The organism is Streptomyces sp. NPDC002868, from assembly GCF_055563295.1.
Genome location: NZ_JBVHDR010000001.1, coordinates 112,169 through 139,164, shown reverse-complemented (window position 1 = coordinate 139,164; position 26,996 = coordinate 112,169). Strand labels below are relative to the sequence as shown.

Sequence of the window (26,996 nt, the reverse complement as noted above, 5' to 3'; positions counted from 1 at the left end):
CCGAGGAGAGAGTGACGATGACCGAGGCGACTCGGCACACACCCGGCGCGCCCTGCTGGGTGAGCTTGATGGTGCACAGCCTTGACGCGACCCAGACCTTCTACGCAGAGCTGTTCGGCTGGGAGTTCGCACCCGGCCCGCAGCAGCTCGGGCCGTACGTCCGCGCGCTGCTGGACGGCAAGGAGGTCGCGGGCATCGGCCGGCTCCCGGCCGACCGGCATCTCGGGGTCGCCTGGACGCCGTACCTGGCGACCGACGACGCGGACGCGACCGTCGAAAAGATCAGGAGCTACGGCGGCACGGTCGGCGTCGGCCCACTGGACGCAGAGGACGCGGGCCGGCTGGCCATCGTGACCGACCCGGCGGGCGCGGTCTTCGGCATCTGGCAGCGGGCCGCCCTCAGCGGCAATGCCGTGTACGGCACGCACGGCACACCGGTCTGGGAAGAGCTGCTGACCACGGAGACCGCTTCGGTCAGCAAGTTCTACCAGTCGGTGTTCGGCTATGAGTTGGAGCCGGTCGTCTCGGCCGACTTCGACTATGTGACGCTTCATCTGGATGGGCGTCCGGTGGCCGCCCTGCACGGCGTGGGCCATGCCCTGCCGCGCGACCGGGGCACGCACTGGATGACGTACTTCGAGGTCGAGGACACCGACCAGGCCGCACGCCGCGTGGTGGAGCTCGGCGGGCATGTGCTGCAGGCGCCGAGGGACGATACCGGCGGGCGGACCGCGACCGTCGCGGACCCGGAGGGCGCCGTCTTCACGGTCGTACGGACGGCCGGTCGCTGACGTCGGCGACCTCGACCGGCAGGACGTCCGGGGAGAGCGCGGCGGCGCGGGCGGTGGCGGCGGTCATCCGCCGCCGGTGGTGGCGCCGGCACAGCACCTCGTAACCGATCTCGTCCGGCGACTGGTTGACGTCACCGACGACGGCCTGGGCGTCTTCGACGACCATCACCCCGCCGACGGTACGGGCGTTGTGCGTGGCCCGCGCGCCGCACCAGCACAGCGCCTCGACCTGCAGCACCTCGACCTGCAGCACCTCGACCTGCAGCACCTCGACCCGGTCGGCGAGTTCGGGGCCCTGGCTGAGGCGGGGCCGTCACGGATGACCCGCCCGGTCCTCCGTTGGTCGAAGTCGGCCGCCTGACGCGGGTCGGCCGCCCGGTCCGGCGCCTGGTGCCGGGTGGGCGGCGAGGTTCTTGCACCCCGGCGCTGTCAGTGGGGCCTGGCAGGATCGGCGCCATGGACTACTGGCCGTTCCCGCCGGTTGAGGCGGACCGTATCGACCCCTTCGACAGCGAGCGGACTGAAACACAGTACGTACTCTTCGGTGGCCACCGCCCCACGTCTGCGTTCACCGATTCCGCCAGGTTCAATGACCCCGATCTGCACGAATGGATCCCTTGGGGGTACAAGATCCTCCGGAGGGCGCAGAAGGTGGCCATCCTCCGGCACGGCGACGTCGTACGGGAATGGCCGGTGCTCCACCGCGATCCTCGCGTTGACCCGGTGGACCCGCCCGCCGGCGAGACGCTGTACCTGGACAACTGGCGGCGCGGTGTCTGTGGGTATCGGGTCCTGTCCTCGCCGACCGCGATGAGCGCCCCGGAGGACGCCTACGACTACCCCGCCGCCATCGCACTGGCGCGCACTGCCTCGCGTGCCGAGGGTCGCGCCCTGGTGGTGTACATGTACGACGCCGAGAACTGGCACTGACGACTGAGGCAGTGCCAGTTGCCGTTGCCTTGCGGGCGATCTCGGCTTCGGCGCTACTGGAGGGAGGCAATCGTCTCGATGGGCAGCGACGGGCTCCCGCAATGGCTAAGCTCCGCAGGGCACGGCCAGCAGTGCTGGCTGCGACGGGAACGGGTCCGACGTCCCTTTCGGGCGTGACTGTCGAGGTAGTCGACACCACGTCAATCGCGACAACTGCACACGCGGCCTGTACGTCGGCAGGGCCTCAGTTGATCATCGCATTCAGGATGGTCGACCTGAGACACCTGCCACCCTGTATCCGGTTGCGCTCAGTTCGGCCATCCCTCCACCCACGGGAGGACCCGAACATGGAGCTGCAGATCGTCCTGGGGATTCTGGGCGCGGCCAGCGTTGGATCGGCGTTCATCTACGCCTTGAAGGGCCTGCTTGACCAGATCCCCGACTTGATCCGGTCGTGGCGCCGTGTCATGCAGGAAGCTCGGCGCCCCCACTCGGCCGCCAGGCCCGAACCGGAGGATGTTCGTCCGCCTTCCGGGAGCCCTGATGGCCGGTGATGACGGACGACCGGTCACGAGGCGTCCAACTGCTCCGCAGCGCTTGTCGGATCGCCGTCCCCCGAGCCTCGCAGATGCGTGCCCGCGCGCGTGCACCGGTCACGGGCGCCGAGGTTCGGGAGCTGCCCCGTTGAGTGCCAATACCTCGGACTCCGAGGTTCCGCCGCCGAACCGGTCGATGGCGTAGGACACCCTGGTGGCTGACCGGGTGACGTACAGATTGGGGATCAGGACGGTCACAGCCCGGCCCACCTGCGTGCCCGGAATCCTCAGCCGCGACTCCCACCGTTCGTCCCACAGCGCCCAGCGGACGGTGACGACGTCGTTGGCGGCCATGCCGGGATACGGGCCGATCCGGACGGTGGCGGGGCCGGTGAAGTCCAACTCCAGGTAGCCGTCGACCGCCTCATCGACTGTCGGCGGTGACAGCAGGTCCGTCATCAGGCCCTCGGTCTCGTCAGCGGGCATCGAACCCGAGATGCGTGATGCTGGCGACGATGCCGGCCACCTTCACGTCGACCACGACATCGCCCCTCGTCCATTTCGTCGTCTGGCCGTCGGGCGCGCCCAGCGTCTGAAGGACGGCCACCGCCAGCCGCTCACGGTCCTCCGCCTCGGGGTAGAAGACCACCAGGCAGAGCTCACCGTGGTCGTTGAAGGCGTACTGCGTGGCCATCACGATCCCGCAGAAAGATTCCGGGCCCCGGCCGGTGACCCACCACTCGCCGTTCTCCTGCGCGGCGCCGGGGAACCGCGCCCGGAACTCCGCAACCGTCGCCCCCCACGCCAGGCCGTTCCAGCCTGTCTCGATCGCGCCGGGCACCACGACCGTGGGCGGTGCGTCGACCGGTTCGCGCCGACGGGTGGGGATGAACCGCGAGAGGCCACGGCGCTGCTTACGAGTCCGGGGCGTCTCGACGTCACGGACCTCAACGTCGCTCGCCTCAACGTCGCTGAGGTCGGCGCCCTCGGTCTCGGCGTCATCGTTCTCGATGTCACTGATCATGGTGGTGACGGGTTGCGGCAGCCAGTCGTCGCTCACGTCCGCGCCGGTAAAGGTGTCCAGTATCTCGGCCATCGCCGGCCGAGCGGTCGGATCCTTTGCCAGACAGGCGGCCACCAGTCCGCGCAACTCGTTGTCGACGAGCGACAGGTCGGGCTCCTCCTGAACAACCCGGTACAGCACGGCGGCAGGATGCCCATCGCCGAACGGAGCAGCGCCCATCGAGGCGAAGGCCAGCACGGACCCCAGCGCGAACACGTCGCTGGCGGGAGTGATCTCGGCGTCGCCGCGCGCCTGTTCCGGGGACATGTAGGCCGGAGTGCCGGCGATGACCCCGGTCACGGTCTGCGAGGTGGCCTCCAGGGCGCGGGCGATACCGAAGTCGATGACCCGTGGCCCGTCGGCGGCCAGGATGACGTTGCCCGGCTTGAGATCGCGATGCACCAGGAGGCAGTTGTGGATGGCGTCCAGTCCCTCGGCCAGCCCCGCCGCCAGTACCCGCAGTGCCTTGGCCGGCAGTACGCCGTGCTCGGCGACCGCAGTCTGCAACGAAGGCCCTGGCACGTAGGCGCTGACGAGCCAGGGGCGATCCGCGTACGGGTCGGCGTCGACGACCTGCGCGGTGAAGAAGCCGCCCACCCGCCTGGCCGCCTCCACCTCCCGGGCGAAACTCCGCCGGAACCCGGCGTCGGCCCCGTACTCCGGGCGGACCAGCTTCACGGCCACGGGCCGACCGCCCGCAGAACGGCCGAGGAAGACCTGCCCCATGCCACCGGCGCCCAGTCGGCCCACCAGCCGGTAGTCGCCCACTCGATCCGGATCGCCCGGCTGCAGAGCCTCCATCGACACTCCCCGTCCTCGGCCAACATCCCCTGGGAAAGAACCTTTTCAGACGACAACGGTCCGTGGGCGGAATCGACAACAGTCTCGAACGCCCCGTTCGCCGGCAAGGTCGTCGCCACACCCGGTCAGACGGCCAGGAACTTCCTGGCCGCGGCCACGCCCGCCGCGGGATCCCAGCCACCCTTCCCGATGACCGCGGCCACCTGTTCCTCCGTGACGTCACCGTCGGCGGCGATCAACGCGTCGATGGCGTCCTGGCGTGCGGTCGCACCGGTGACTCCCGGGGCGGTCCGGGTGAACTCGATGATGCTCTCGCGGGTGCGCTCGATGGTCAGAGCGGGCAGGCCCACGCTGCGGAACCCGTCGTCGAGGCTGTATTCGGCGCGCTTCCACCCGTCGGCGTCGAAGCCGTAGACGAAGCCCACATACAGTTCCGCGTCCAGGGTCTGCCGCACCACGGGCTGCCACCAGTCGGGCGCGTCGGCGAGCAGGTCGGTCTCGTCCTCGCCGAACTCCTCGGCGGCGGGGCCGTAGTACGTTTCCGAGTACTCGTGGTCGTGACCTACCAGCACCGCACGCCCCTCGCCGAGGAGATGCAGTTCAAGCCAGTTGCCACCCGCGTCGTCGAAGTGCCAGACACGCCCGTCGGCACGGCACATGGAATCCCATCCCCGGGCGGCACAGACCGCCGCAAACGCCGCCCAGCGCCCGCGCAGCTGTGCCGGTACGGGCAAATCCAAGGCCACCAGCCCCATAGCGGTGTCCACCTCTCTGTCTATGCGGCATTCGAGTGTGCGAATCGGTTGGAACGCATTCAAGCGCCTGCCTCTGACAACGGGCATCGCCGGGGCCGTCCCGCTCAGTCCGTCTTCGGCGTCGGCGGCCGCCCGAAGTGGCGGGCGGTGGGCACCAGCGCAGCCGCGGCAGGTACGAGGAAGCAGGCCGCCGCGCACACGGCGAGCACCGGCGTGACGCCGAAGGTGTCGATGGCCGGGGCAATAAGGGCCAGGCCGACCGGGGCCAGGCCGTAGGACATGAGGAAGTCCAGGGAGGAGACGCGGGCCAGCTTGTCCGGGGCGACCTCACGCTGGGTGGCCGTGAACCAGGGCACGTTGAAGAGCTCGATCCCGATTCCGGCCACGACGTAGGCGGCGATCACCACGGCCGGGTGGACTGGCAGCATCAGGCTCAGCGGCGCGAAACCGTAAACGGCCAGCCCGGCGAAGGCGGCCCAGCCCTGCGAGCGGGGCCGCCGGCGGGCGGTGACCAGAGCCCCGCCGAGCGCGCCCACGGTGTACGCGGTCATGGCCGCGGCAAGCACCCACTCGGTGTCGTACCGATCCCGGCTGATCAGGGGCAGGGCGACACTGGTGGCGGAGTAGCCCAGCGCGATCACCGCGGTCAGGGCGCCGAGTCCGGCAACGAACCAGGGGTGGCGGCGGGCCTCTCGTATGCCGTCGACGAATTCGGCACGGAACGAGGCGCGCGGAGTGGGCTCGGCGGACGGGGCGGCGGCCCCCCGGCCCGGTATGAGTGCGGCGACCAGCCAGAGCACGCCGATCCCCAGCAACAGCGTCCCGACGTCGACGAAGGCCGAGAGCAGCGCGGTCAGGGTGGGGCCGGCCAGCGTGGAGGTCCGTACCGCCAGGGTCATGGCGGCATTGGCCTGCTGTCGGCGGTCGGCGTCGACGACCTCGGCGGTGAGCGCCTGGAAGGCGGGGCGGCAGGCCCCTTGACCGGCGCCCGCAAGGGCGGCGGCAACGGTCATCAGCACCAGTGACCGGCCGAGGCCGAGGGCGAGGAGGGGGGCGGCGACCGCGGCCGCGAGGGCGGACCAGAGTACGACGGCGCGGCGGGAGTGACGGTCGGCCAGCACCCCGCCGACCGCGACGGCGGCGAGGAAGCCGGCGGTGCGTGCCGCGAGGACCAGGCCGAGGCCGGCCGCGCCGAGTTCCCGGTGCAGGACCGCCAGACCCAGCACGAAGGGCAGCGCCCAGGTCGCGAGCCCGGAGGCTGTGGTGCCTGCCCACAGGCGGAGGAAGGCGATGTCGCGCAGGACGGAACGTGCGGGCGGTGGATCGGTCTTGGGCTTCGCGGGCGCGGGTGTAGTCGCCACGGTGTGGTGCTCCTCGTTCGTCGGCAGGTGCCGGGGCGCGGCTCATCGAACCGCACCCCGGGGGTGTTAATGAAAACGATTACCATTACAGTACCCTTCGAACGCGGCACTCCTGCCCGGTGCACGACAACGCCCACGCTCTTTCCAGACCGGAGAATCCATGCGCCACCGCGCCCGCCTCGGCATCGCCCTCACCCTCGCTCTCGCGACCGCGGGCTGCTCGACCGCCACCAACGACCCCGCATCGGCCGACAAGCCGGCCGCCAAAGCCACCGGTGCGGGGGCGGCCATCACCAGCTGCGGCCAGCAGCTCTCCTTCGGCCAGCCCCCGAAGCGGACCGTCGCCCTGGACCAGACCTCGACCGAGACCCTGCTGAAACTCGGGCTCCAGGACCGGATGGCCGGGACGGCCAACCTGAAGACGAAGATCCCCGCGCAGTACCAGGACGCGTACGCCAAGATCCCGGTTATCGCCCCAAAGATCGCCACCAGTGAGCAACTGCGCTCCGCCACGCCCGACTTCGTCGTGGCCGGCTCCACCGACCTCTACACCAAGGACCGGGCGGGCACCCGCGAGGAACTGGGCGCCCTCAAGGTCCCCACCTTCGTCAGCGCCGTGGACTGCCCGCAGCAGAACAAGGCCGGAAAGACCCCCTTCGAACTCCTCTTCTCCGACTACGAGCAGCTGGGCAAGGTCTTCGGCGCCGAAGAGCGGGCCGGCAAGCTCGCCCAGGAGCAGCGCGCCGCCGTTGCCAAGGCCGGCGAGACCGCCCCCAAGGTCGCCCAGGGCGGGAAGCAGCCCACCGTCGTCTACCTCTACTCGGTCTTCAACGGCATGCCCTACGTCGCGGGCAAGACGAGCCTGCCCAGCGAGATGAGCCGGATCGTCGGCGCGAAGAACGCCTTCGACGACGTGAACGAGGACTGGCCGGAGGTCTCCTGGGAGGAAGTCGCCAAACGCAACCCGGACTTCATCGTCATCGGCGACCTGTCCGAGCGCGGCCGGCCGGGCGACAGCGCCGCCGAGAAGCGCGCCACGATGGCAAAGGACCCGGTGATCTCCAAGCTGGCGGCGGTGCGCGACAACAAGATCATCGAGGTGCCGGGCATCGAGCTGGACCCCTCCGTGCGCTCCGTGCACACGCTGGGCCTGCTGGCGGCCGGTATGAAGGACCTCGGGTATGTCCGCTGACCCGGTCGCCTGTCCGGGACCGGTGGACCTGCTGCATCCGGCGGCCCGTGGGGCGGTGGTGACAGCGCCGACCACCGCGCCGTCCGCCCTGCCCCGGGCCGCCCCGGCCCGGGCGGGGCTGCTCCTCGCCGTGGTGGTCGTGCTGGCCGCCTCGGTGGCGGCCGGGGTGCGCATCGGCACCGCCGACGTGGGGTGGACCGAACTCGCCCGGGTGTTCGGTGCCCGGCTCGGCCTGGGGGCCGCGCCGCTGCCGCCGCTGGTGGACTCGCTCATCTGGGATCTGCGCCTGCCCCGCGTCCTGATGGCGGCCCTGGTCGGCGCCTCGCTCGCGGTCTGCGGCACGGTGCTCCAGGCCGTCACCCGCAACGCGCTGGCCGACCCGTACCTGCTCGGCGTGTCCTCGGGCGCGTCGACCGGAGCCGTCACCGTGGTCGTCCTCGGGGTGGGCGCCGGCACCCTCGGGGTCACAGGCGGTGCCCTCGTCGGCGCGCTGCTCTCCTTCGGCCTGCTGCTGATGCTGCTGCGCCGGACGGGGCTGGACTCGGTCCGTATCGTCCTCACGGGCGTGGTCGTCGGACAGCTCTTCACCGCGCTGACCTCGCTCATCCTGATGGCCTCGGCTGACGCCGACACCACGCGCGCGATCACCCACTGGCTGCTGGGCTCGATGGCCCCGGCCCGCTGGGACGCCGTCGTGGTCTGCGCGATCGTCACGCCACTCGGGCTGGCGGCCGCCTGGCTGTGCGCGAACTCCCTCGACGCACTCGCGTTCGGCGCGGACACCGCCGCGTCCCTGGGGATCGGCGTACGGCGCACCCGGCTGCTGCTGCTCGCGGTGACGGCCGTGCTGACCTCGGTGGCGGTGGCCACCGTCGGCGCCATCGGGTTCGTCGGGCTGATCGTCCCCCACGGGGTGCGGTTCCTCGTCGGGCCGCTGCACCGGGTGCTGCTCCCCTACTCGGCGCTCGCGGGCGCGGTGTTCCTGGTGTGGACCGATGCGCTGGCGCGGTTCGCGTTCGCACCCCGGGAACTGCCGGTCGGCGTGATCACCGCTCTGCTCGGCGTACCGCTGTTCCTTCTCGTCCTGCGCAGGAGGGGTGAACTGTGAGGATCAGCGCCGAAGGTCTGAGCTGGTCGGCGGCGGGCACACCCGTCGTCCGCGAGGTCAGCCTGGACATCGCGCCGGGAGAGACGGTCGGACTGCTCGGCCCCAACGGCTCGGGCAAGTCCTCGCTGCTGCGCTGCCTGTCGGGCCTGCGCGTACCGGACGCGGGCACGGTCCGCTACGACGGCCGGCCCGTACGGGACTGGAGCGCCCGCCGGATCGCCCGTCAGATCGCCTTCGTCGAGCAGGACTCCGGGCTCGACACCGATCTGCGCGTCGCCGACGTCGTGGGGCTGGGGCGGACCCCCTTCCGGGACCGCTGGCGCGGGCCGGATGCCACCGACCGGGCGGTCATCGCCGCCGCACTGGACCGCGTCGGGCTCGCCGCCCTCGCCGGACGCTCCTGGAAGGCGCTGTCCGGCGGTGAGCGGCAGCGCGCCCACATCGCCCGCGCGCTCGCCCAGCAGCCGTACGGCCTCCTCCTCGACGAGCCCACCAACCACCTCGACGTCAAGCACCAGTTGGAACTCATGGAGCTGCTGTCCGGCGCCGATCAGACGGTCCTCGTCGCGCTCCACGACCTGTCGCTCGCCGCCCGGTACTGCGACCGGCTGCTGCTCATGCACCACGGGCGCCTGGTCGCCTCCGGCACCCCCTCCGCCGTCCTCACGGCCGAGCACCTCGCCGAGATCTTCGAGGTGGACGCCGAACTGGCCACCGACGCCCTGGGCCACCCCGCGGTCACCTACCGCGGCCCCCTCCGCAACACCGCACCTCAATTCGCTCTGTGACAAGGATCCTCATGACGACCCAGACAAGCACCGCGCCCGCACCGACCGTCGACGCCCTTATCGCGGCCGTACTGGCCGGTGAACACGGCCCGCTGCCCTCCGAGCCCGTGGCGACCAGCGTCTTCTGGATCCACCACGGCACCCGGCTGGCCGGCGGCAACACCACCTACCTCAACCAGTACGTCCTGGTACGCCTCGGCGGCTCCTTCGGCGGCTGCGCCTTCGAGGCCGGGGAGATCGACCCGGCCATCTGCCGCGACTCCTCGGGCACCCCGCTCGACGTCCTGCTGCGCGAGGCACCGCGCCCGCTGCGGATCGCCGCCCTCGACGCCTACCTCGCCGAGCAGCGCCCGCACCGCGCGGCCGCCGAGGCGGCCGAAGCCGATCCGGTCACCCTCCCCGCCGGGACCCCCGAGGTCCGCGCGAAGGCCCGCGACGCGGCCATCGCCGGGCTGCTCGACATCGAGGAGGGCGCCAAGGTCGGCCTGATCGGGGTCGTCAACCCGCTGGTCGCGGCGATCCGCGAGCGGGGCGGCGAACCGCTGCCGTGCGACTTCAACCTCAAGGCCACCCAGTGGGGCGATCCCGTCACCACCGACATGCACGAGGTGCTGGACCGCGCCGATGCCGTCGTCGCCACCGGAATGACCCTCAGCAACGGCTCCTTCGACACCATCCTCGACCGCTGTCGCACCCGGGGCATCCCCCTGGTCGTGTACGCGCAGACCGGCAGCGCGGTGGCCCGGGCCTTCCTGGGCTCCGGGGTGACCGCCCTGTCCGCGGAGCCGTTCCCCTTCTCCCAGTTCAGCGCCGACCCGACCACCCTGTACCGCTACCGGACGGTGAGCGAGGCGTGATCCCGGCCGCCCGCCGGAGTGTGCCCGGCGCCGACCGTTCCGGCGCCGGGTACGCCTCCTGCCACCACGGCGAGATCCTCCAGGGCGTCTTCCTCGACGCCACCGGGCGCAGGTGCGCCGGCCTGGTCACCCTGCCGATGACCGGACTGGGCAGCCGGGCCGAGTTCACCCGCCACCCCGGCACCCCGCCGGAGCACCTCACCGTCCTGCCCGGCGACCGTGCGAAGGCCGCCCGTGCCGCGGTTCTCGCCGTGGAGGAGTGCGCACTGCGGCGCCGGGAGCCGCCCTGCGGCGGGGAGCTGCGGATCACCGGCGACATACCGGTGGGCCTGGGCATGGGCAGCTCCACCAGCGATGTCATCGCCGTGGTGCGGGCGGTCGCGGACTCCTACGGAATGCGGCTGCCGCCCGACACCATCGCGCGGCTGGCGGTGCGGGCCGAGCTTGCCTGCGACCCGTTGATGCTCGACGCCCGCCCCGTCCTCTTCGCCCAGCGCGAGGGCCGGGTCCTGGAAGTCCTCGGCCACTGCCTGCCGCCCCTCGTCGTCGTGGGCTGCGCTCTGGGCGGGGGCGCACCCGTGGACACCCTCTCCCTGCCGGTCCGGGTCCACGACGACAACGACGTACGCGCCTACGAACGGCTGCGCGCCCTCCTGCGGCGGGCCGTGGCCACGAGCGATGCCGCCCTGCTCGGCGAGGTCGCGACCGCCAGCGCCTGGCGCGGGCAGAAGCTCCTGCGTCACCCGGAGTTCGACACGCTCGCCGACATAGCCCGGCGCCTCGGGGCCGTGGGTGTCCAGATCGCCCACAGCGGCGCGGTGGCCGGCCTGCTCATCGACCCCGCCGCGCCGGGCCTGCGGAACCGGATACGGAGCTGCGTACGGGCCCTGGACAGCAACGGCATTCCCGCCACCCGCACCTTCACGACCTTCCCGACGACCAAGGAGTTCCTGAGTGGACCAGCACATCGCGGAGGCGATCGGCCGGCCGGACCTGATACGCCTCGACGACCGGCTCATCTGCCTGCGCTTTGAGACCATGAAGGTCGTCTCCGCCCTCGCCGCGGTACGCCACCTGCTCGACACCGGGGCGGTGCGGCGCGGAGACACCCTGCTGGACAGCTCCAGCGGCATCTATGCCTACGCCCTCGCCCTGGCCTGCCACCGCTACGGCATGCGCTGCCACATCGTCGGCTCGACCACCGTCGATCACACCCTGCGCACCCAACTCTCCGTCTTCGGGGCGACGCTGGAGCAGATGGAGCCCTGCAGCGACCTCAAGCTGGACCAGAAGCGCCGCGTCGAGCGCATCCACGAGATCCTCGCCGAGCACCCCGAGTACCACTGGATGCGCCAGTACCACGACGACATCCACTACCTGGGGTACCGCGCCGTGGCCGACCTGATCCGGGAGTCAACGGGTGGGGAGGACCTGGCCGTTGTCGGCGGAGTCGGATCGGGCGCCTCCACCGGCGCCCTCGCCCGCTATCTCCGTGCGGACTCGCCCGGCGTCGAACTCGTCGGCGTCCAGCCCTTCGGCAGCATCACCTTCGGCGCCGAGCACGTGGCCGACCCCGAGATCATCATTGCCGGAATCGGCAGCTCCATCCCCTTCGAGAACGTCAGCCACGCGTCGTACGACACGCTCCACTGGATCTCCTTCGACGCCGCCCTGGCCGGCAGCGTCGACCTGCTGCGGCGGCACGCGGTGTTCGCCGGGCTGTCCACCGGAGCCGGCTACCTCGCCGCCCGCTGGGAGCGGGAGCAGTCCCCGGAGCGGACAGTCCTCTTCATCGCCGCCGACACCGGCCACCGCTACGTGGACACGGTGTACGCCCGGCACCGCGAGGCCGTCGCCGTCGACTCCCTCGCCCCCCGCCCCGTCACAACCCAGGCCGAACTCGCCCTCCCCTGGTCCCGGATGCACTGGAATCGGGCCCCGGCCGACCCACACGCAGCCGCGATCGTCAGGCGTGGTTGACCGGGAGGACGTCCGGCGAGAGTGCGCCCGCATGAGCTGAGGCGCTGGTCATGCGGCGGCGATGGTGGCGGCGGCAGAGGACCTCGTAGCCGATCTCCTCGGCCGGGCGGTTCACGTCACCGACGACCACCTGGGCACCCTCGACCACCATCTCGCCGCCCACCGTGCGGGCGTTGTGCGTGGCCCGGGCGCCGCACCAGCACAGGGCCTCCACCTGGAGGGCCTCGATCCGGTCGGCCAGCTCGATCAGCCGCTGCGAGCCAGGGAAGAGTTTGGTGCGGAAGTCGGTGGTGATACCGAAGGCGAAGACATCGAGCCCGAGGTCGTCCACGATGCGCGCGAGCTGGTCGATCTGCTCGGGGGCGAGGAACTGCGCCTCGTCCACGATCACGTAGTCCGCCTTGCCGCCCTTGGAAAGCTGGTCCACCAGGTACGCGTAGAGGTCCATGCCCTCGGTGGCCTCGACCGCCTCCGTGACCAGGCCCAGCCGGGAGGACAGCTTCCCCTCGCCCGCCCGGTCGTCACGGGTGAAGATCACACCCTGGAGCCCGCGAGCCGAACGGTTGTGTCCGATCTGGAGCGCCAAAGTGCTCTTTCCGCAGTCCATCGTTCCGGAGAAGAACACCAGCTCGGGCATGGGGAGTTGAGGACCTTTCGGGTCTGCGTGAGAGGAGCGTCCACGGGCGCTTATGAGCGTACTTCGAAGAGCGGGACGAGCTGCTCGATGGGGGTCATCGAGCCGTGCATCCCCACCATCATCGACTCGTGCGGCTCATTGACGGATGCGGTGATCACCACGTCGTCGTGGGCCGCGGCGACGACATCGCCGATCCGCCCGAAGACCCGCTCGTCGACCCGCGCGCCGAACCAGCCGGCGGCGATCGCCTCGTCCCGGCTCGCCACCCAGAACTGCTCGCCGAGCACCTCGCGCCAGACCGCGAGCACATCGGACTCGGCGCCGGGGACGGCGTAGACATGGCGGGCCCGGCCCTCGCCGCCCAGCAGGGCGACTCCCGCGCGCAGCTCCCAGTCCTCGTCGAAGTCGATGCGCGACTGCTCGTCGAAGGGGATGTCGATCATGCCGTGGTCGGCAGTGACATACAGGGCCGCGCGGGGCGGGAGCTGCTCGGCGAGGCGCTGCACCAGCCGGTCGACGTACATGAGCTGGCCGCGCCAGGCGTCGGAGTCGACTCCGAAGCGGTGGCCCTTGCCGTCCACGTCGCTGTAGTACGTGTAGACCAATGACCGGTCCGCCGCGGCCAGTTGGTCCGCCGCGAGGTCCATTCGCTCCTCGCCGGAGAGCCGGCCGAGGAAGCTGCCGCCACTGAGCGCGATCTTGGTGAGCGGGGTGTGCTGGAAGGTCGGCGACGTCACCTGCGCGGTGTGCACGCCTGCCGCGTCGGCCAGCTGGAAGACGGTGGGGTACGGCTGCCAGGCCCTTGGATCGGTGTACGGCTTCCAGCGCAGCTGGTTCATCAGCTCGCCGGTCTCCGGGTTGCGTGCGGTGTAGCCGGGCAGACCGTGTGCGCCGGGCGGCAGGCCGGTGCCGACGGAGGCCAGCGAAGTGGCGGTGGTGGCGGGGAAGCCGGCGGTTATCGGCCGTCCCGTGCCGCCGCGCGAAGTGGCGAGCAGCGAGGTGAGGTACGGGGCCTCGTCCGGGTGGGCCTTGATCTGCTCCCAGCCGAGGCCGTCGATCAGGAACACGCAGTTCCGGTCGGCGGGGGTGAGCTCGGGGATGGACTGGGTCAGGCCCGGCACCCCCTGGCCCGCGGCGAGCGTCGGCAGCAGATCGGCGAGCGATCCGGTGCCGTAATCGGGGACGGGCGCGGTGTCGAGAGCGAGGGGAACGGGTTCGTCCGGCCAGGCTGCGGGCTGAGCCATCAGCGCGTGGCTGCCGTAGCTTCGGAGAGCGCCTGGGCGAAGGCGAGCGTCTGACGGACGGCGTCCGGGCCGTCCCCCGCCTCGCTGACGCGCAGGCTCAGGTCGTCGGCGGTGGAGTTGCCGGTGTAGCCGTGGTCCGCCTCGCAGTTGGGGTCGCCGCAGGCGGCCGGCTCCAGGTCGAGGCGGGATACGGCGCCCCAGCCGATGGTGAGGACGACCTCGCGGGGCAGGGTGCCGGGGGTGTACGACTCGGGGTTGGCGACGACGCGGCTGACCACGACGGACGAGATCCGGCCGAGCTTGACCGATTCGGTGGAGGTGGTGGCGTACGGCGTCGGGGAGGACGAGTCGGCAGCCTGCTCGTCGGTGTGGCTGACGATGAAGCGGTTGACTGTCAGGACGAGGACGGTGACATGGCGGCGCACTTCGTTCGCGTCGAAGGTGGTCTCCTGGTGCACCAGGTACGACGCGATCTGCTCACCACCGACAGCGGCCTCCACCGCCTCGGCCACGAGGGCCGGGTAGTAGCCGCTGCGCTCGATCGCCGCGCGCAGCCCCTGGGTCGTCGTACCGGTCTTCGCCATGCCGTCCATCCTACGGGGCCGCGGGGCCGGTGAGCGCTCAGTAGCTGGGGAGTCGCCGGGGGCCGAGGTCGGTGCGGGCGGGGGGTGGCGCGAGGCGGACGGACGCGCCGAGCACGGAGAGGCCGCGCTGCGCGACGACGACCGGTTCGAGGCTGACCGCGACCACTTCCGGGTGGTCGTCGACCAGCCGTGACACCCGTAGCAGCACTTCTTCGAGTGCCGGGGTGTCGACGGGCGCGGAGCCGCGCCAGCCGAAGAGGAGGGGCGCGGTCCGGATGGTCCTGATCAGCTCGGCCGCGTCACGGTCGGTGGCGGGGACGAGCCGGTGGGCGGTGTCACCGAGCAGCTCGGATGCGGCGCCCGCGAGCCCGAAGGAGAGCACGGCGCCGACGGCGGGATCGATGGCGGCGCGGACGACGGTGTCGACACCGCGGGGGGCCATGGCCTGCACGACGGGCTGCAGCTCCTCGGGCTTGCCGAGGACCTCGGTCAACTCGCGGTATGCCTGCCGCAGTTGGACCTCGTCGGCGAGATCGAGCCGCACGCCACCGAGGTCGGCGCGGTGGCGGAGGTGCGGGGCGGTGGTCTTGAGGGCGACGGGATAGCCGAGGCGGGCGGCGGCCTGCGCGGCGTCGTCGGGGCCCGGGGCGGGGAGGGTCGGCCGTACGGAGATGCCGTACCGGGAAAGGAGCTCGTGGGCGGCGGCGGGGGCGAGGGTGATGCCGCGGGGGTCGGTGTGCTCGCCGAGCAGCGCGTCGATCTGGGCGGCGGCGCCGGGCTCGTCGATGTCCTCGTACTGGGGGACCTTGCCGGGCTCGGCGGCGTCCCGGCGCCACTGGGCGTACTTCACCGCCTCGGAGAGCGCGCGGACGGCGCGCTCGGCGGCGGGATAGGCGGGGATGCGGTAGTCGTGCGGGGCGGTCGTGGGGGCCGGGGCCCCGTAGCGCGCGGCGGCGGACACGGGGGACGCGCTCTGCCCCGGGGGACGGCGGGGGGTGGTTGCGGGCCGCGCGGCAGCTTCCGGTGCCTTGTGGCCGGCGCCAGGGTCCGGGTCGTCGGTCGCCGGGGCCGTGGCCGGACGCGTGCTTGTGGCCGCGGACGGGTCCGTGCCGGTGCTCGTGGCCGCAGCCGGGTCCGTGCGGGTGCTCGTGGCCGCTGCCAGCGCCTCCGCCAGGCCACCCATTTCCACGTGGACCACCGCCACCGGCTTTGCCGGAGACGTCGCCGACGCGTCACGCAGGGCCGCCGCCAGGACCTCGCCGTCACCCGATTCCGTGACGCCGTTCTCTCCCACCCACGGGATCGCCGTAACCACGACGGCGTCGCACGCATCGACGGTCAGCGCTTCGGCGAGCGCCGCCCGGAAGTCCGCCGGAGTGGCCGTCGTCGTGAGGTCGCGCGGCGGCAGCGGGCGCAGGCCCTCCGCGAGACAGGCGTCGTAGGTGAGGAGGCCGAGGGACTCGGAGTTGCCGAGGATCGCCACCCGCGGCCCGGCCGGCAGCGGCTGGCCCGCCAGCAGCAGGCCCGCGTCGACGAGTTCGGTGACCGTGTCGACGCGGATCACGCCCGCCTGGCGCAGCAGCGCCCCGACCGTGGCGTCCGGGATCCGGGTCACCGGCACCGCGTGCCCGGGCGGCTCGCTGCCGCTGTGGCGGGCGCCCTTGACCACGACGACCGGCTTCACCGCCGCCGTACGCCGCGCGAGGCGGGTGAACTTGCGCGGGTTGCCGATCGATTCGAGGTACAGCAGGACGACATCGGTGTCCGGGTCCTCGTACCAGTACTGCAGAAAGTCATTGCCGGACACGTCCGCGCGGTTGCCCGACGAGATGAAGGAGGACAGGCCCGCGCCGCGCCGGTGCAGGCCCGACAGCAGGGCGATGCCGATCGCGCCGGACTGGGTGAACAGGCCGATGCGGCCCGGCGCCGGCGACTGAGGCGCGAGGGAGGCGTTGAGGCGGACGGCGTCCGACGTGCTGATGATGCCGAAGGAGTTCGGGCCGATGATGCGCATGCCGTACGAGCGGGCCTGCCGCACCAGTTCGCGCTGCCGCTCCCGCCCGGCCGCGCCGCTCTCGGCGTATCCGGCAGTGAGGACGACCAGACCCTGGACGCCGTGCTCGCCGCAGTCGGCGACCGCTTCCGGCACCCGTTCGGCGGGAACGGCCACGACCGCGAGATCGACCGGCTCCCCGATCTCGCCGACGGAGCAGAAGGCAGGGACGCCGTCCACCTCCCGCTGTCCCTCGGGAAAGGCGCGGTTCACCGCGTACGTACGACCGGTGTACCCGGCATCGAGGAGGTTGCGCAGCACGGTGCGGCCCACACCGCCCGGCGCGCGGCCGGTGCCGATGACGGCGACCGATCCGGGCGCGAGGAGGCGCTGCACGGAGCGGGCCTCCGCGCGCTGCTCGCGGCCGCGCTGCACGGCGAGGGACTCGGCGGTCGGCTCCAGGTCGAGGGTCAGATGGACGGAGCCGTCCTCGAAGCTGCGCTTCTGGGTGTAGCCGGCATCCCGGAACACCTTGATCATCTTGTTGTTGGCCGGCAGTACCTCGGCGGCGAAGCGCCGGATCCCGCGCTCGCGGGCGACCGCCGCGATGTGTTCGAGCAGCGTGGACGCGACCCCGCGCCCCTGGTGGGCGTCCTGCACGAGGAAGGCGACCTCGGCCTCGTCGGCAGGGGCACTCGCGGGGCGGCCCTGCGCGTTGATCCGGTCGTAGCGGACAGTCGCGATGAATTCGCCGCCGACCGTGACCGCGAGACCCACCCGGTCCACGTAGTCGTGGTGGGTGAAGCGGTGGACGTCCTTGGCGGAGAGCCGTGGATAGGGCGCGAAGAAGCGGTAGTACTTCGACTCGTCCGAGACCTGTTCGTAGAAACTGACCAGGCGCTCGGCGTCCTCGGTGGTGATGGGCCTGATGCGTGCGGTGCCGCCGTCGCGCAGCACCACGTCTGCTTCCCAGTGATCGGGGTAGGCGTGGTCCGGCTCGGTCTGCATGCCGAAAGCGTAAGGCTCACCCACCAGTAGCGGCGGCCGTTGGCCGCGGGCAGTCTGGGGAGATCCGATTGCGGCCACCCCCGGCCGAAGGCCGGTGCGAGCACTCCGCAACGCATGAGAGACTGGTCTAGACAACCGCTAAGACTTGAAGGGCAACACCATGGCTGAGCGCCGCGTCAATGTCGGCTGGGCCGAGGGCCTTCACGCCCGCCCCGCTTCCATCTTCGTCCGTGCCGCCACGGCCGCCGGCGTCCCGGTGACGATCGCCAAGGCTGACGGCAACCCGGTCAATGCCGCCTCCATGCTCGCGGTGCTCGGCCTGGGCGCTCAGGGCGGCGAGGAGATCGTGCTCGCTTCCGAGGCGGACGGTGCCGACGCCGCCCTGGACCGCCTGGCCAAGCTGGTTGCCGAGGGGCTCGAAGAGCTTCCCGAGACCGTCTGAACCTGCCAGTCGAATTGCTCGACGGCGGAGCCGCGGCATCCCGAATTCGGGAGACCGCGGCTCCGCTTTTTTGCGGTCCGGGAACCATGAATTCGGGCAGCATAAAATCCGCCCCACGAATATCTTCTCTTTGTATACGGTGCGGCTGTTAATTGCGGGCGCTCGCGGTGTTTACGGCATGTTGCGAAGTCCTCACCCGCTCGGGACGGCGCAGCCGGTGCGCGGCCGTGGCCCGCTCGGCGTGCAGCGCGGTCAGCGCCCGCGCCCGTTCCACATCGCCGCGCGCCACGGCGTCCACGATCGCGCCGTGCTCGGCCCAGGACTCGATGGGCTTGGCGGGCTGGTCGACGGCGTACATCCAAGTGATCTTGTGCCGCAGCTGGGTGAGCAGGGCGGTCAGGCCGGGGCTGCCGGAGGCCTGGGCGAGCGTCTCGTGGAACCAGCCGCCCAGCGAGCGCAGATCCTCGCCCTGGCCACGGCGGGCCCGCTCCTGCCCCAGTCTGACCAGACCACGCAGGACTTTGAGGTGCGCTTCCGTACGGCGCTTGGCGGCCCGGGCAGCGCCCAGCGGCTCCAGCAGCATCCGGACCTCCAGCAGGTCGGCCGCCTCCTGCTCGGTGGGCTCGGCGACGCAGGCGCCGGCGTGGCGGCGGGTGGTGACGAAACCCTCGGACTCCAGCGTGCGCAGGGCCTCCCGCACGGGGACCCGGGAGACGCCGTAGCGGCGCGCCAGCTGCTCCTCGGTGAGCCGGCTGCCGCGCTCGAATACACCGGAGACGATGTCGTCGCGGATCGCTGTGCATACCGAGTGCGCGGGAATGCGCATGACCGAACCTCCGCTTTAATCCGCGCGAAACGCAGCCGATTGACGCCTGTTCGGTGACTCTATTGCAGTGGGCCGGATTTTCCGATGGCACCTGGAAATTCATGGATATCTTTTGGCCAGAGGACCGAACGCCGAAGGCCCCGGCGGCGGCCAGGGCCTTCGTCCACTCGGGTGTCGCTCAGACGCCGACGCCGTGCGCGCGCAGGTACGCGACCGGGTTGATGTCGGAGCCGTACTCCGGGCTGGTGCGGGCCTCGAAGTGGAGGTGCGGCCCGGAGGTGTTGCCGGTCGCACCGGAGAGGCCGATCCGCTGGCCAGGGGTGACGCTCTGGCCCACAGAGACGCTGATCGACGAGAGATGGCCGTACTGCGTGTACGAGCCGTCGTTCATCTTGATCACGACGTTGTTGCCGTACGCGCCGCCCCAGCCGGCCTCGACGACGGTGCCGGAGCCGACCGCGTGCACGGTGGTGCCGGACGCCGCGTGGAAGTCGATGCCTGTGTGGCTGCCGGAGGACCAGATGGCGCCGCCGGTCTTGTAGCCGGTGGAGACGTACGAGCCGGAGATCGGCGAGACGAAGGAGTTGAGGCGCTTGCGCTCGGCCTCACGGGCGGCGCGCTCCTTGGCCTCGCGGGCAGCCTTGGCGCGGGCCTCGGCCTTGCGCTTGGCCTCAGCCTCGGCCTTCGCCTTGGCGGCGGCCTCGGCGGCCTCCTGCTTCTGGGCGGCGGCCTGGTCGGCGATCTGGTCGGCGAGCGAGTCGGCGGCCACGATCTGGGTCAGGCCGGTGTCCTCGACCGCGGTGGCACCGGGCTCGGCGGCGAGCGCCGGGGAAGCGAGGGTTCCGATGACGCCGGTGGTGGCAAGGGCCGCGACGCCCGCCATGCTCGCGCTCTTGCGCGTCAGACGGCTCGGGGCACGATGCTTCCCGGTGGCACGGGTGAACGCCATGTAGTGGCTGATCCTTTCCTTCCTTCTCGCCTACCGGGTTAGCTGACGGGTTCGGAGCAGGAAGGTCTCCTACGGGCCCCTCCGCACGGGTGCGAAGGCGTCCGATTCACCCCAGGGACTGAGTGGGTCCCCGGCTCCCCAGGCTCGCGCCTGACGGGGACTCGGCGATGACTGTCCGATGCCGCGGGTGCGGCGGGCAACTGGCGGACAGCCGGACCGACGCTAGGCGGGGCATCTTTCATTCACCAAACAGACAGGCATTTTTGTAGTGCATGCCACAGGGCAGACAGGCAGCCTCTCCAACAAACCGGGCATAAGACAGAACCCCGGCGTCGCTTTGGAGGCCGGGGTTCCGCTTGTCTGTTTTAGGTTGTTTGCCAGATATGACGGATCGTCTTGCGGTCAATCAGCCCGTGACAACGGTCACTTCACCGATGCCCAGTGCCCTGACCGGCTCCTCGATCTGCGAGGCGTCGCCGACGAGCACCGTGACAAGCCGGTCCACCGGGAAGGCGTTGACGGCCGCGGCCGTCGCCTCCACGGTGCCGGTCTCGGCCAGCCGTACGTACAACTGCGCCTGGTAGTCGTCCGGGAGGGACTGCTCGACCTGATCGGCGAGCGTGCCCGCGACGGACGCCGCCGTCTCGAACTTCAGCGGGGCGACGCCCACCAGGTTCTGGACGGCGACATCCCGCTCGGCATCGGTGAGCCCCTCGGCCGCGAGCGTGCGCAGCACCTTCCAGAGGTCCTCCAGCGCCGGTCCGGTGTTGGGGGTGTCCACCGAGCCGCTGATGGCGAGCATCGCGGCGCCCGAACCGTCGGGGGCGGACCGCAGTACCTGGCCGAAGGCCCGTACGCCGTAGGTGTAGCCCTTCTCCTCGCGCAGCACGCGGTCCAGGCGGGAGGTGAGGGTGCCGCCCAGGCAGTACGCGCCGAGCACCTGCGCGGGCCAGACGCGGTCGTGCCGGTCCGCCCCGATGCGGCCGATCAGCAGCTGCGTCTGCACGGCGCCCGGCCGGTCCACGATGACCACGCGGCCCGTGTCGTCGGCCGTGATCGGCGGTACGGGACGGGGCGTGGCACTGTCGCCCTTCCAGGTGCCGAGGGTGTCCGCCAACACGGCGTCCAGGTCGACCCCGGTGAGGTCGCCGACGATCACCGCGGTGGCCGTGGCGGGCCGCACATGCACCTCGTAGAAGCCCCGCACGGCCGCGGAGTCGATCCTGGCCACGGTCTCCTCCGTGCCCTGGCGGGGGCGCGACATGCGCAGGGAGGCCGGGAAGAGCTGCTTGGAGAGCTCCTTGGCCGCACGGCGGGCCGGATTGGCCGTCTCGTGCGGGATCTCGTCGAGACGGTTGCGTACGAGCCGCTCCACCTCACTGTCGGCGAAGGCGGGTGCGCGCAGCGCCTCGGCGAGCAGGCCGAGCGCCTTGGGCAGCCGGGAGACCGGGACCTCCAGGGAGACGCGGACGCCGGGGTGGTCGGCGTGCGAGTCGAGCGTCGCTCCGCAGCGCTCCAGCTCGGCCGCGAACTCCTCCGCGGAGTGCTTGTCGGTGCCCTCCGACAGGGCGCGCGCCATGATCGTGGCGACGCCGTCGAGGCCCTCCGGCTCAGCGTCCAGCGGCGCGTCGAGGCAGATCTCGACGGCCACCACCTGCTGGCCGGGACGGTGGCAGCGCAGCACCGTGAGCCCGTTGTCCAGCGTGCCGCGCTCGGGGGCGGGGAACGCCCAGGGCCGGGCCTCTCCGGCGGCCGGCTGCGGGTGGAACTGCATGGTCACGGCAGCGTCGCTCACTGGTCGGTCCCCTCGTGCTCGTCGGTCTCGTCGCTGTCGTCGCCCTCGCCGTCGTCGGCCGAGATGGGCTCGTAGACCAGCACTGCCCTGTTGTCCGGGCGCAGCCTGGCCCGGGCAACCGCCTGCACCTCCTCGGCGGTGACGTCCAGCACCCGCTGCACGGCGGTCAGCGCGAGCTGCGGGTCACCGAACAGCACTGCGTACCGGCACAGTTCGTCGGCGCGGCCCGCGACCGTACCCAGCCGGTCCAGCCACTCGCGCTCCAACTGCGCCTGCGCGCGCTCCATCTCCTCGGGCGTGGGGCCCTCCGCGGCGAACCGCGCGAGCTCCTCGTCGACCGCGGCCTCGATCTGCGGGACTTCCACGCCGCCGGACGTCTTCACGTCCAGCCAGCCGAGCGAGGGCGCGCCGGCCAGCCGCAGCAGGCCGAAGCCGGCCGCGACAGCCGTCTGGTCACGGCGCACCAGACGGTTGTGCAGCCGGGACGACTCGCCGCCGCCGAGGACGGTCAGCGCCAGATCGGCGGCGTCGCACTCGCGCGTACCGTCGTGCGGCAGGCGGTAGGCGGCCATCAGCGCACGGGCCGGGACCTCCTCGACAACCTCTTCGCGCAGCTGCTCGCCGATGATCTCCGGCAGCGATCCGTCACGGGGCGGCTGCTTTCCGTCATGGGCCGGGATGGAGCCGAAGTACTTCTCGATCCAGGCGAGCGTCTGCTCCGGGGCGATGTCGCCGACGACCGACAGCACGGCGTTGTTCGGCGCGTAGTACGTACGGAAGAAGGTGCGGGCGTCCTCGAGGGTCGCCGCGTCCAGGTCGGCCATCGAGCCGATGGGCGTGTGGTGGTACGGGTGGCCTTCGGGGTAGGCGAGGGCGGTCATCTTCTCGAAAGCCGTGCCGTACGGAACGTTGTCGTACCGCTGGCGGCGCTCGTTCTTGACGACGTCGCGCTGGTTCTCCATCGACTCGTCGTCGAGCGCGGCGAGCAGCGAGCCCATCCGGTCGGCTTCCAGCCAGAGCGCCAGTTCCAGCTGGTGTGTGGGCATCGTCTCGAAGTAGTTGGTGCGCTCGAAGCTGGTGGTGCCGTTCAGCGAGCCACCGGCGCCCTGCACCAGCTCGAAGTGGCCGTTCCCCGTCACCTGGCCCGAGCCCTGGAACATCAGGTGCTCGAAGAGGTGGGCGAGGCCGGTACGGCCCTTGACCTCGTGGCGTGAGCCGACGTCGTACCAGAGGCAGACAGCGGCGACCGGGGTCAGGTGGTCCTCGGAGAGCACCACGCGCAGGCCGTTGGCCAGCCGGTGCTCAGTCGCTGTCAGGCCGCCGGAACCGGCCTGCGCTGTGGCCGTGTGACCCATGGGCATGTACGTCCCTTCGATCGCGATATGGAGAAGTCCTGCCACTGTATGCAAGCGCGCTGACACCTGGCGAAGTTCCCGGGTCGCGGTCGGCGTTGTCAGTGGGACGGTCCACAATGGTCGGCGTCAGTTCCAGACCTGGTACGCGAAGGAGCAGCAGCCGCGATGGCCCGCCGCAGCACGAAGACCCCGCCGCCGGACGATTTCGAGGAGAGGATCCTCGACATCGACGTGGTGGACGAAATGCAGGGCTCCTTCCTCGAGTACGCGTACTCGGTGATCTACTCCCGGGCCCTGCCGGACGCACGTGACGGCATGAAGCCGGTGCACCGCCGGATCGTGTACCAGATGAACGAGATGGGCCTGCGCCCCGACCGGGGCTATGTGAAGTGCGCCCGTGTCGTCGGCGAGGTCATGGGTAAGTTGCACCCGCACGGCGACGCGTCGATCTACGACGCCCTGGTGCGGATGGCGCAGCCGTTCTCGATGCGCCTGCCACTGGTCGACGGGCACGGCAACTTCGGCTCGCTCGGCAATGACGACCCGCCGGCCGCCATGCGGTACACCGAGTGCCGGATGGCAGACGCGACGTCGCTGATGACCGAGTCGATCGACGAGGACACCGTCGACTTCCAGTCGAACTACGACGGCCAGGAGCGCGAGCCCGTCGCTCTCCCCGCCGCCTACCCGAATCTGCTGGTCAACGGCGCGTCGGGGATCGCGGTCGGCATGGCGACGAACATGCCGCCGCACAATCTGGGCGAGGTCATCGCCGCCGCCCGCCATCTGATCAAGCACCCGGGCGCGGACCTCGAGACGCTGATGCGCCTGGTCCCGGGGCCCGACCTGCCGACCGGCGGCCGGATCGTGGGCCTGACCGGCATCAAGGATGCGTACGAAACGGGGCGCGGCACCTTCAAGATCCGCGCGACGGTCTCCGTGGAGGACGTCACGGCGCGCCGCAAGGGCCTGGTCGTCACCGAACTGCCCTTCACCGTCGGCCCGGAGAAGGTGATCGCCAAGATCAAGGACCTGGTCTCGTCGAAGAAGCTCCAGGGCATCGCGGACGTCAAGGACCTCACCGACCGCTCGCACGGTCTGCGTCTGGTCATCGAGGTCAAGAACGGCTTCATTCCGGAGGCCGTGCTGGAGCAGCTCTACAAGCTGACGCCGATGGAGGAGTCCTTCGGCATCAACAACGTGGCGCTGGTGGACGGGCAGCCGCTCACGCTGGGGCTCAAGGAGCTGCTCGAGGTCTACCTCGACCACCGCTTCGAGGTCGTGCGCCGGCGCAGCGAGTTCCGGCGGACCAAGCGGCGCGACCGGCTGCACCTGGTCGAGGGCCTGCTCGTCGCGCTGATCGACATCGACGAGGTCATCCGTCTCATCCGGTCGAGCGAGAACTCCGCGCAGGCGAAGGAGCGGCTGATCGAGCGCTTCTCGCTCAGCGACATCCAGACCCAGTACATCCTGGACACCCCGCTGCGTCGGCTGACCAAGTTCGACCGCATCGAGCTGGAGAGCGAGCGCGACCGGCTGAACGGCGAGATCGACGAGCTGACCGGGATCCTGGACTCGGACGCCGAGCTGCGCAAGCTGGTCTCGGGGGAACTGGCCGCGGTGGCGAAGAAGTTCGGCACCGAGCGGCGCACCGTGCTGCTGGAGTCGGCGAGCACGCCGATCGCCGCGGTGGCGCTCGAGGTCGCGGACGACCCGTGCCGGGTGCTGATGTCCTCGACGGGTCTGCTGGCCCGTACGGCCACGGGCGAGCCGCCGGCGGACGAGGGAGGCAGACGCGCCAAGCACGATGTGATCGTCTCCGCGGTACCCGCGACGCAGCGCGGCGACGTGGGCGCGGTGACGTCGGCCGGGCGGCTGCTGCGGATCTCGGTGATCGATCTGCCGCAGCTGCCGGACACCGCTTCGACGCCCAACCTCTCGGGCGGGGCGCCGGTCTCGGAGTTCCTGTCGCTGGAGGCGGACGAGCGGATCGTCTGCCTCACCACGCTCGACGAGTCCTCGCCGGGCCTGGCGCTCGGCACCCTGCAGGGTGTCGTCAAGCGTGTGGTGCCCGACTACCCCGCGAACAAGGACGAGTTGGAGGTCATCTCCCTCAGGGACGGCGACCGGGTCGTCGGCGGCGCCGAGCTGCGTACGGGCGATGAGGACCTGGTCTTCATCACCTCCGATGCCCAGTTGCTGCGCTACCCGGCCTCGCAGGTGCGGCCGCAGGGCCGGGCGGCGGGCGGCATGGCCGGCATCAAGCTGACGGACGGCGCCGAGGTGATCTCGTTCACGGCGGTGGACCCGGCCGGGGACGCGGTGGTGTTCACGGTCGCCGGCTCGCACGGCACGCTGGACGACTCGGTGATGACGGCGAAGCTGACGCCCTTCGACCAGTACCCCCGCAAGGGGCGGGCCACGGGCGGAGTGCGCTGCCAGCGGTTCCTCAAGGGCGAGGACGTGCTCGTACTGGCCTGGGCGGGCGCGGCTCCGGCGCGGGCCGCGCAGAAGAACGGCGCACCGGCCGAGCTGCCGGAGATCGACCCGCGCCGCGACGGTTCGGGCACGCCGCTGACGTCGCCGGTGGCGGTGCTGGCCGGGCCGGCGAGCTAGCCCGCAGGCTCTTCTTGTACGAACCGCAGGACGCCCCACATGCTGTGCTCATCGGGGGCGTCCTGCGGCCGGGTCACCCGGGCGGCGTCGAGTTCCTTGAGCAGGGCTCCGGTGTCGATGCCGGAGCCGATCAGGACCAGCTGGGTCGCCCGCTGCGCGCCGTCCGGCCAAGGCTCCGGATAGAACCGGAGAAAACGGCCGACGGCGTGGACGGCATACCGGTTGCGCGGGTCGGGCAAGCCGAAGTCGACAAAGCCCTTGATGCGGTAGAGGCCGTCGGGCCGCGAGTCGAGAAAGTCCAGCAGCCTGCGCGGGTGGAGGGGCTCGGCCGAACTGAAGGAGACGGTCTCGTAGGCGGTGTGCAGATGGCCGTCGTGATCGTCGTGATCCTGGTCGTCGTCGTGGAGATCCTCGAACGACAGCTGCCCCACGCGCTCGGTCCGGGGGCGGCACTCGAAGAGCAGTTCCGGGTCGATCCGCCCGTACGTCGCCGGCATCACGGCGGCTCCCCCGGCGAGAGAAGCGGTCTTCTCGAGCAACCGCTGACCGGCGGCCTCACCGATACGGTCCGCCTTGTTCAGCACGATCAGATCGGCGATGCCGAGATGCCGGTCGATCTCGGGGTGCCGCTCCCGTGTCCCGTCGAACTCGGCTGCGTCGACGACCTGGACGAGTCCGCCGTAGACGATGCGCTCGTTGTCGCTGGCCAGAAGCATGCGGACGAGTTCCTGCGGCTCAGCGAGTCCGCTGGCCTCGATGACGATCACATCAAGGCGAGCGGCGGGTCGGGTGAGCTTGTCGAGGAAGACGTCCAGCTCGCTCGCGTCGACCGCGCAGCACAGACACCCGTTGCCGAGGGAGACGGTGGAATCGCCCAGCTGACCGGCCACGGTCATGGCGTCGATCTCGATGGAGCCGAAGTCATTGACGATCGCGCCGATCCGGGTGCCGCGGCTCGCTCGCAGCAGATGGTTGAGCAAGGTCGTCTTGCCGGATCCCAGGAAGCCCGCGAGAACGACGACAGGTATCGGTTTTCTTGCCACGCACAAGGATCGTAGTCGACCCGATATTCAGTTACTCCCGTGGCTGGAGGCGGCAAATGTTGCGCCCCTGCCGCCCTCATCGGCCAAAATCTTCGTGTCAGGCGTTCAGGTACGCGATTGCTCCAGCCGCCCGCCGGGCAACCTCCTTGGGACGGCGACTGGTTCATCCTCGCCTCCACTTCTCGCCCTTCACCGATCAGAGCCGCTCGGCGGCAGGGCGACAGCACGCGCAGACTGCGACCGCTCGCCGGCCCTCAGCACGTCCCTGCCCGGTGCCCAGCGAACGGCCGCCTGTGGATCGGGGGTTGACATGACCACACAGGGAAGTGAGCCGCAAAGGGG

General features: G+C 71.0%; 23 protein-coding genes, 2 pseudogenes and 1 riboswitch. Of the genes and pseudogenes, 11 read left to right on the top strand and 14 right to left on the bottom strand.

Annotated elements, in window-relative coordinates:
* The first annotated feature begins 17 nt into the window (after positions 1-17).
* Positions 18-791 carry a VOC family protein gene (locus tag ACZ3H8_RS00595; RefSeq protein WP_467395812.1) on the top strand — a complete coding sequence of 258 codons (774 nt, stop codon included), beginning with the start codon at positions 18-20 and terminating at the stop codon, positions 789-791.
* Here ACZ3H8_RS00595 and ACZ3H8_RS00590 read toward each other — a convergent pair.
* Positions 763-1,080: pseudogene (locus tag ACZ3H8_RS00590) on the bottom strand (hypothetical protein); the annotation flags it as partial. The gene ACZ3H8_RS00595 and the pseudogene ACZ3H8_RS00590 overlap by 29 nt on opposite strands.
* Before the next feature lie 167 nt (positions 1,081-1,247).
* On the opposite strand from ACZ3H8_RS00590, the gene ACZ3H8_RS00585 reads away from it, so the two are divergent.
* Positions 1,248-1,721, top strand: a complete 474-nt coding sequence (locus ACZ3H8_RS00585) for a hypothetical protein (protein ID WP_467395810.1) — start codon at positions 1,248-1,250, stop codon at positions 1,719-1,721.
* A 347-nt stretch (positions 1,722-2,068) separates the two neighbouring features.
* Positions 2,069-2,275 carry a hypothetical protein gene (locus ACZ3H8_RS00580; protein WP_467395808.1) on the top strand — a complete coding sequence of 69 codons (207 nt, stop codon included), beginning with the start codon at positions 2,069-2,071 and terminating at the stop codon, positions 2,273-2,275.
* 99 nt (positions 2,276-2,374) lie between these two features.
* Here ACZ3H8_RS00580 and ACZ3H8_RS00575 read toward each other — a convergent pair whose 3' ends face one another.
* From ACZ3H8_RS00575 to ACZ3H8_RS00560, 4 genes are all read right to left on the bottom strand, one after another.
* Positions 2,375-2,743, bottom strand: a complete 369-nt coding sequence (locus ACZ3H8_RS00575) for a hypothetical protein (protein WP_467395806.1) — start codon at positions 2,741-2,743, stop codon at positions 2,375-2,377.
* On the bottom strand, positions 2,733-4,121 hold the full coding sequence (locus tag ACZ3H8_RS00570) for a serine/threonine-protein kinase (protein ID WP_467395804.1): 1,389 nt from the start codon (positions 4,119-4,121) through the stop codon (positions 2,733-2,735). The genes ACZ3H8_RS00575 and ACZ3H8_RS00570 overlap by 11 nt, the downstream gene beginning before the upstream one ends.
* Before the next feature lie 125 nt (positions 4,122-4,246).
* Positions 4,247-4,780: a proteophosphoglycan 5 gene (locus ACZ3H8_RS00565; RefSeq protein WP_467395802.1), complete on the bottom strand. Its 534-nt coding sequence runs from the start codon at positions 4,778-4,780 to the stop codon at positions 4,247-4,249.
* A 200-nt stretch (positions 4,781-4,980) separates the two neighbouring features.
* Entirely contained in the window at positions 4,981-6,237 is a 1,257-nt protein-coding gene (locus ACZ3H8_RS00560) for an MFS transporter (protein ID WP_467395800.1), read from the bottom strand.
* Positions 6,238-6,397: 160 nt separating this feature from the next.
* Between ACZ3H8_RS00560 and ACZ3H8_RS00555 the strand changes: the two genes are divergently transcribed.
* The 6 genes and pseudogenes from ACZ3H8_RS00555 to ACZ3H8_RS00530 all read left to right on the top strand — a co-directional run bounded on the left by ACZ3H8_RS00555 (position 6,398) and on the right by ACZ3H8_RS00530 (position 12,162).
* Positions 6,398-7,429, top strand: a complete 1,032-nt coding sequence (locus tag ACZ3H8_RS00555; RefSeq protein WP_467395798.1) for an ABC transporter substrate-binding protein — start codon at positions 6,398-6,400, stop codon at positions 7,427-7,429.
* Positions 7,419-8,537 (top strand): FecCD family ABC transporter permease, encoded by a 1,119-nt coding sequence (locus tag ACZ3H8_RS00550; RefSeq protein ID WP_467395796.1) that lies wholly within the window; start codon positions 7,419-7,421, stop codon positions 8,535-8,537. The genes ACZ3H8_RS00555 and ACZ3H8_RS00550 overlap by 11 nt, the downstream gene beginning before the upstream one ends.
* A 59-nt stretch (positions 8,538-8,596) precedes the next feature.
* A pseudogene (locus ACZ3H8_RS00545) lies at positions 8,597-9,325 on the top strand (ABC transporter ATP-binding protein); the annotation flags it as partial.
* Between the two features lie 11 nt (positions 9,326-9,336).
* Positions 9,337-10,182 carry a Rossmann-like domain-containing protein gene (locus ACZ3H8_RS00540; protein ID WP_467395794.1) on the top strand — a complete coding sequence of 282 codons (846 nt, stop codon included), beginning with the start codon at positions 9,337-9,339 and terminating at the stop codon, positions 10,180-10,182.
* A gap of 20 nt (positions 10,183-10,202) precedes the next feature.
* A complete protein-coding gene (locus tag ACZ3H8_RS00535) occupies positions 10,203-11,216 on the top strand; it encodes a GHMP family kinase ATP-binding protein (RefSeq protein ID WP_467395792.1) in 1,014 nt (337 codons plus the stop codon).
* A complete protein-coding gene (locus tag ACZ3H8_RS00530; RefSeq protein WP_467395790.1) occupies positions 11,137-12,162 on the top strand; it encodes a pyridoxal-phosphate dependent enzyme in 1,026 nt (341 codons plus the stop codon). Before ACZ3H8_RS00535 ends, ACZ3H8_RS00530 begins: the two co-directional genes overlap by 80 nt.
* Here ACZ3H8_RS00530 and ACZ3H8_RS00525 read toward each other — a convergent pair.
* From ACZ3H8_RS00525 to ACZ3H8_RS00510, 4 genes are read right to left on the bottom strand one after another with little or no spacing between them, the layout of a single operon-like run.
* Positions 12,149-12,799, bottom strand: coding sequence for a thymidine kinase (locus ACZ3H8_RS00525; protein WP_467395788.1), 651 nt, complete (start codon positions 12,797-12,799; stop codon positions 12,149-12,151). The genes ACZ3H8_RS00530 and ACZ3H8_RS00525 overlap by 14 nt on opposite strands.
* A 50-nt stretch (positions 12,800-12,849) precedes the next feature.
* Entirely contained in the window at positions 12,850-14,043 is a 1,194-nt protein-coding gene (locus ACZ3H8_RS00520) for an alkaline phosphatase family protein (RefSeq protein ID WP_467395786.1), read from the bottom strand.
* The gene (locus ACZ3H8_RS00515; RefSeq protein ID WP_398991006.1) at positions 14,043-14,627 is read right to left on the bottom strand and encodes a DUF5998 family protein; all 585 of its coding nucleotides are present in this window, start codon (positions 14,625-14,627) and stop codon (positions 14,043-14,045) included. The genes ACZ3H8_RS00520 and ACZ3H8_RS00515 overlap by 1 nt, the downstream gene beginning before the upstream one ends.
* A 37-nt stretch (positions 14,628-14,664) precedes the next feature.
* Positions 14,665-17,628: a bifunctional acetate--CoA ligase family protein/GNAT family N-acetyltransferase gene (locus ACZ3H8_RS00510; protein WP_467395783.1), complete on the bottom strand. Its 2,964-nt coding sequence runs from the start codon at positions 17,626-17,628 to the stop codon at positions 14,665-14,667.
* A 160-nt stretch (positions 17,629-17,788) separates the two neighbouring features.
* Between ACZ3H8_RS00510 and ACZ3H8_RS00505 the strand changes: the two genes are divergently transcribed.
* Positions 17,789-18,070: an HPr family phosphocarrier protein gene (locus ACZ3H8_RS00505; RefSeq protein WP_398991003.1), complete on the top strand. Its 282-nt coding sequence runs from the start codon at positions 17,789-17,791 to the stop codon at positions 18,068-18,070.
* Positions 18,071-18,218: 148 nt separating this feature from the next.
* Here the strand turns inward: ACZ3H8_RS00505 and ACZ3H8_RS00500 are convergent, their stop codons facing one another.
* The 4 genes from ACZ3H8_RS00500 to ACZ3H8_RS00485 form a co-directional block, all read right to left on the bottom strand.
* Positions 18,219-18,896 (bottom strand): GntR family transcriptional regulator, encoded by a 678-nt coding sequence (locus ACZ3H8_RS00500; RefSeq protein WP_467395781.1) that lies wholly within the window; start codon positions 18,894-18,896, stop codon positions 18,219-18,221.
* 178 nt (positions 18,897-19,074) lie between these two features.
* Entirely contained in the window at positions 19,075-19,845 is a 771-nt protein-coding gene (locus ACZ3H8_RS00495; RefSeq protein ID WP_467395779.1) for a M23 family metallopeptidase, read from the bottom strand.
* 13 nt (positions 19,846-19,858) lie between these two features.
* A riboswitch (cyclic di-AMP (ydaO/yuaA leader) is annotated at positions 19,859-20,022 on the bottom strand.
* 229 nt (positions 20,023-20,251) lie between these two features.
* Complete coding sequence (locus ACZ3H8_RS00490; RefSeq protein WP_467397867.1) at positions 20,252-21,619, bottom strand: M16 family metallopeptidase; 1,368 nt, start codon at positions 21,617-21,619, stop codon at positions 20,252-20,254.
* 17 nt (positions 21,620-21,636) lie between these two features.
* Positions 21,637-23,001: a M16 family metallopeptidase gene (locus ACZ3H8_RS00485; protein ID WP_467397865.1), complete on the bottom strand. Its 1,365-nt coding sequence runs from the start codon at positions 22,999-23,001 to the stop codon at positions 21,637-21,639.
* Positions 23,002-23,160: 159 nt separating this feature from the next.
* Between ACZ3H8_RS00485 and ACZ3H8_RS00480 the strand changes: the two genes are divergently transcribed.
* A complete protein-coding gene (locus tag ACZ3H8_RS00480) occupies positions 23,161-25,611 on the top strand; it encodes a DNA gyrase/topoisomerase IV subunit A (RefSeq protein WP_467395777.1) in 2,451 nt (816 codons plus the stop codon).
* On the opposite strand, the gene ACZ3H8_RS00475 is transcribed toward ACZ3H8_RS00480, so the two are convergent.
* Entirely contained in the window at positions 25,608-26,654 is a 1,047-nt protein-coding gene (locus ACZ3H8_RS00475; RefSeq protein ID WP_467395775.1) for a CobW family GTP-binding protein, read from the bottom strand. The two genes, ACZ3H8_RS00480 and ACZ3H8_RS00475, sit on opposite strands and share 4 nt — an antisense overlap.
* Positions 26,655-26,996: the final 342 nt, after the last annotated feature.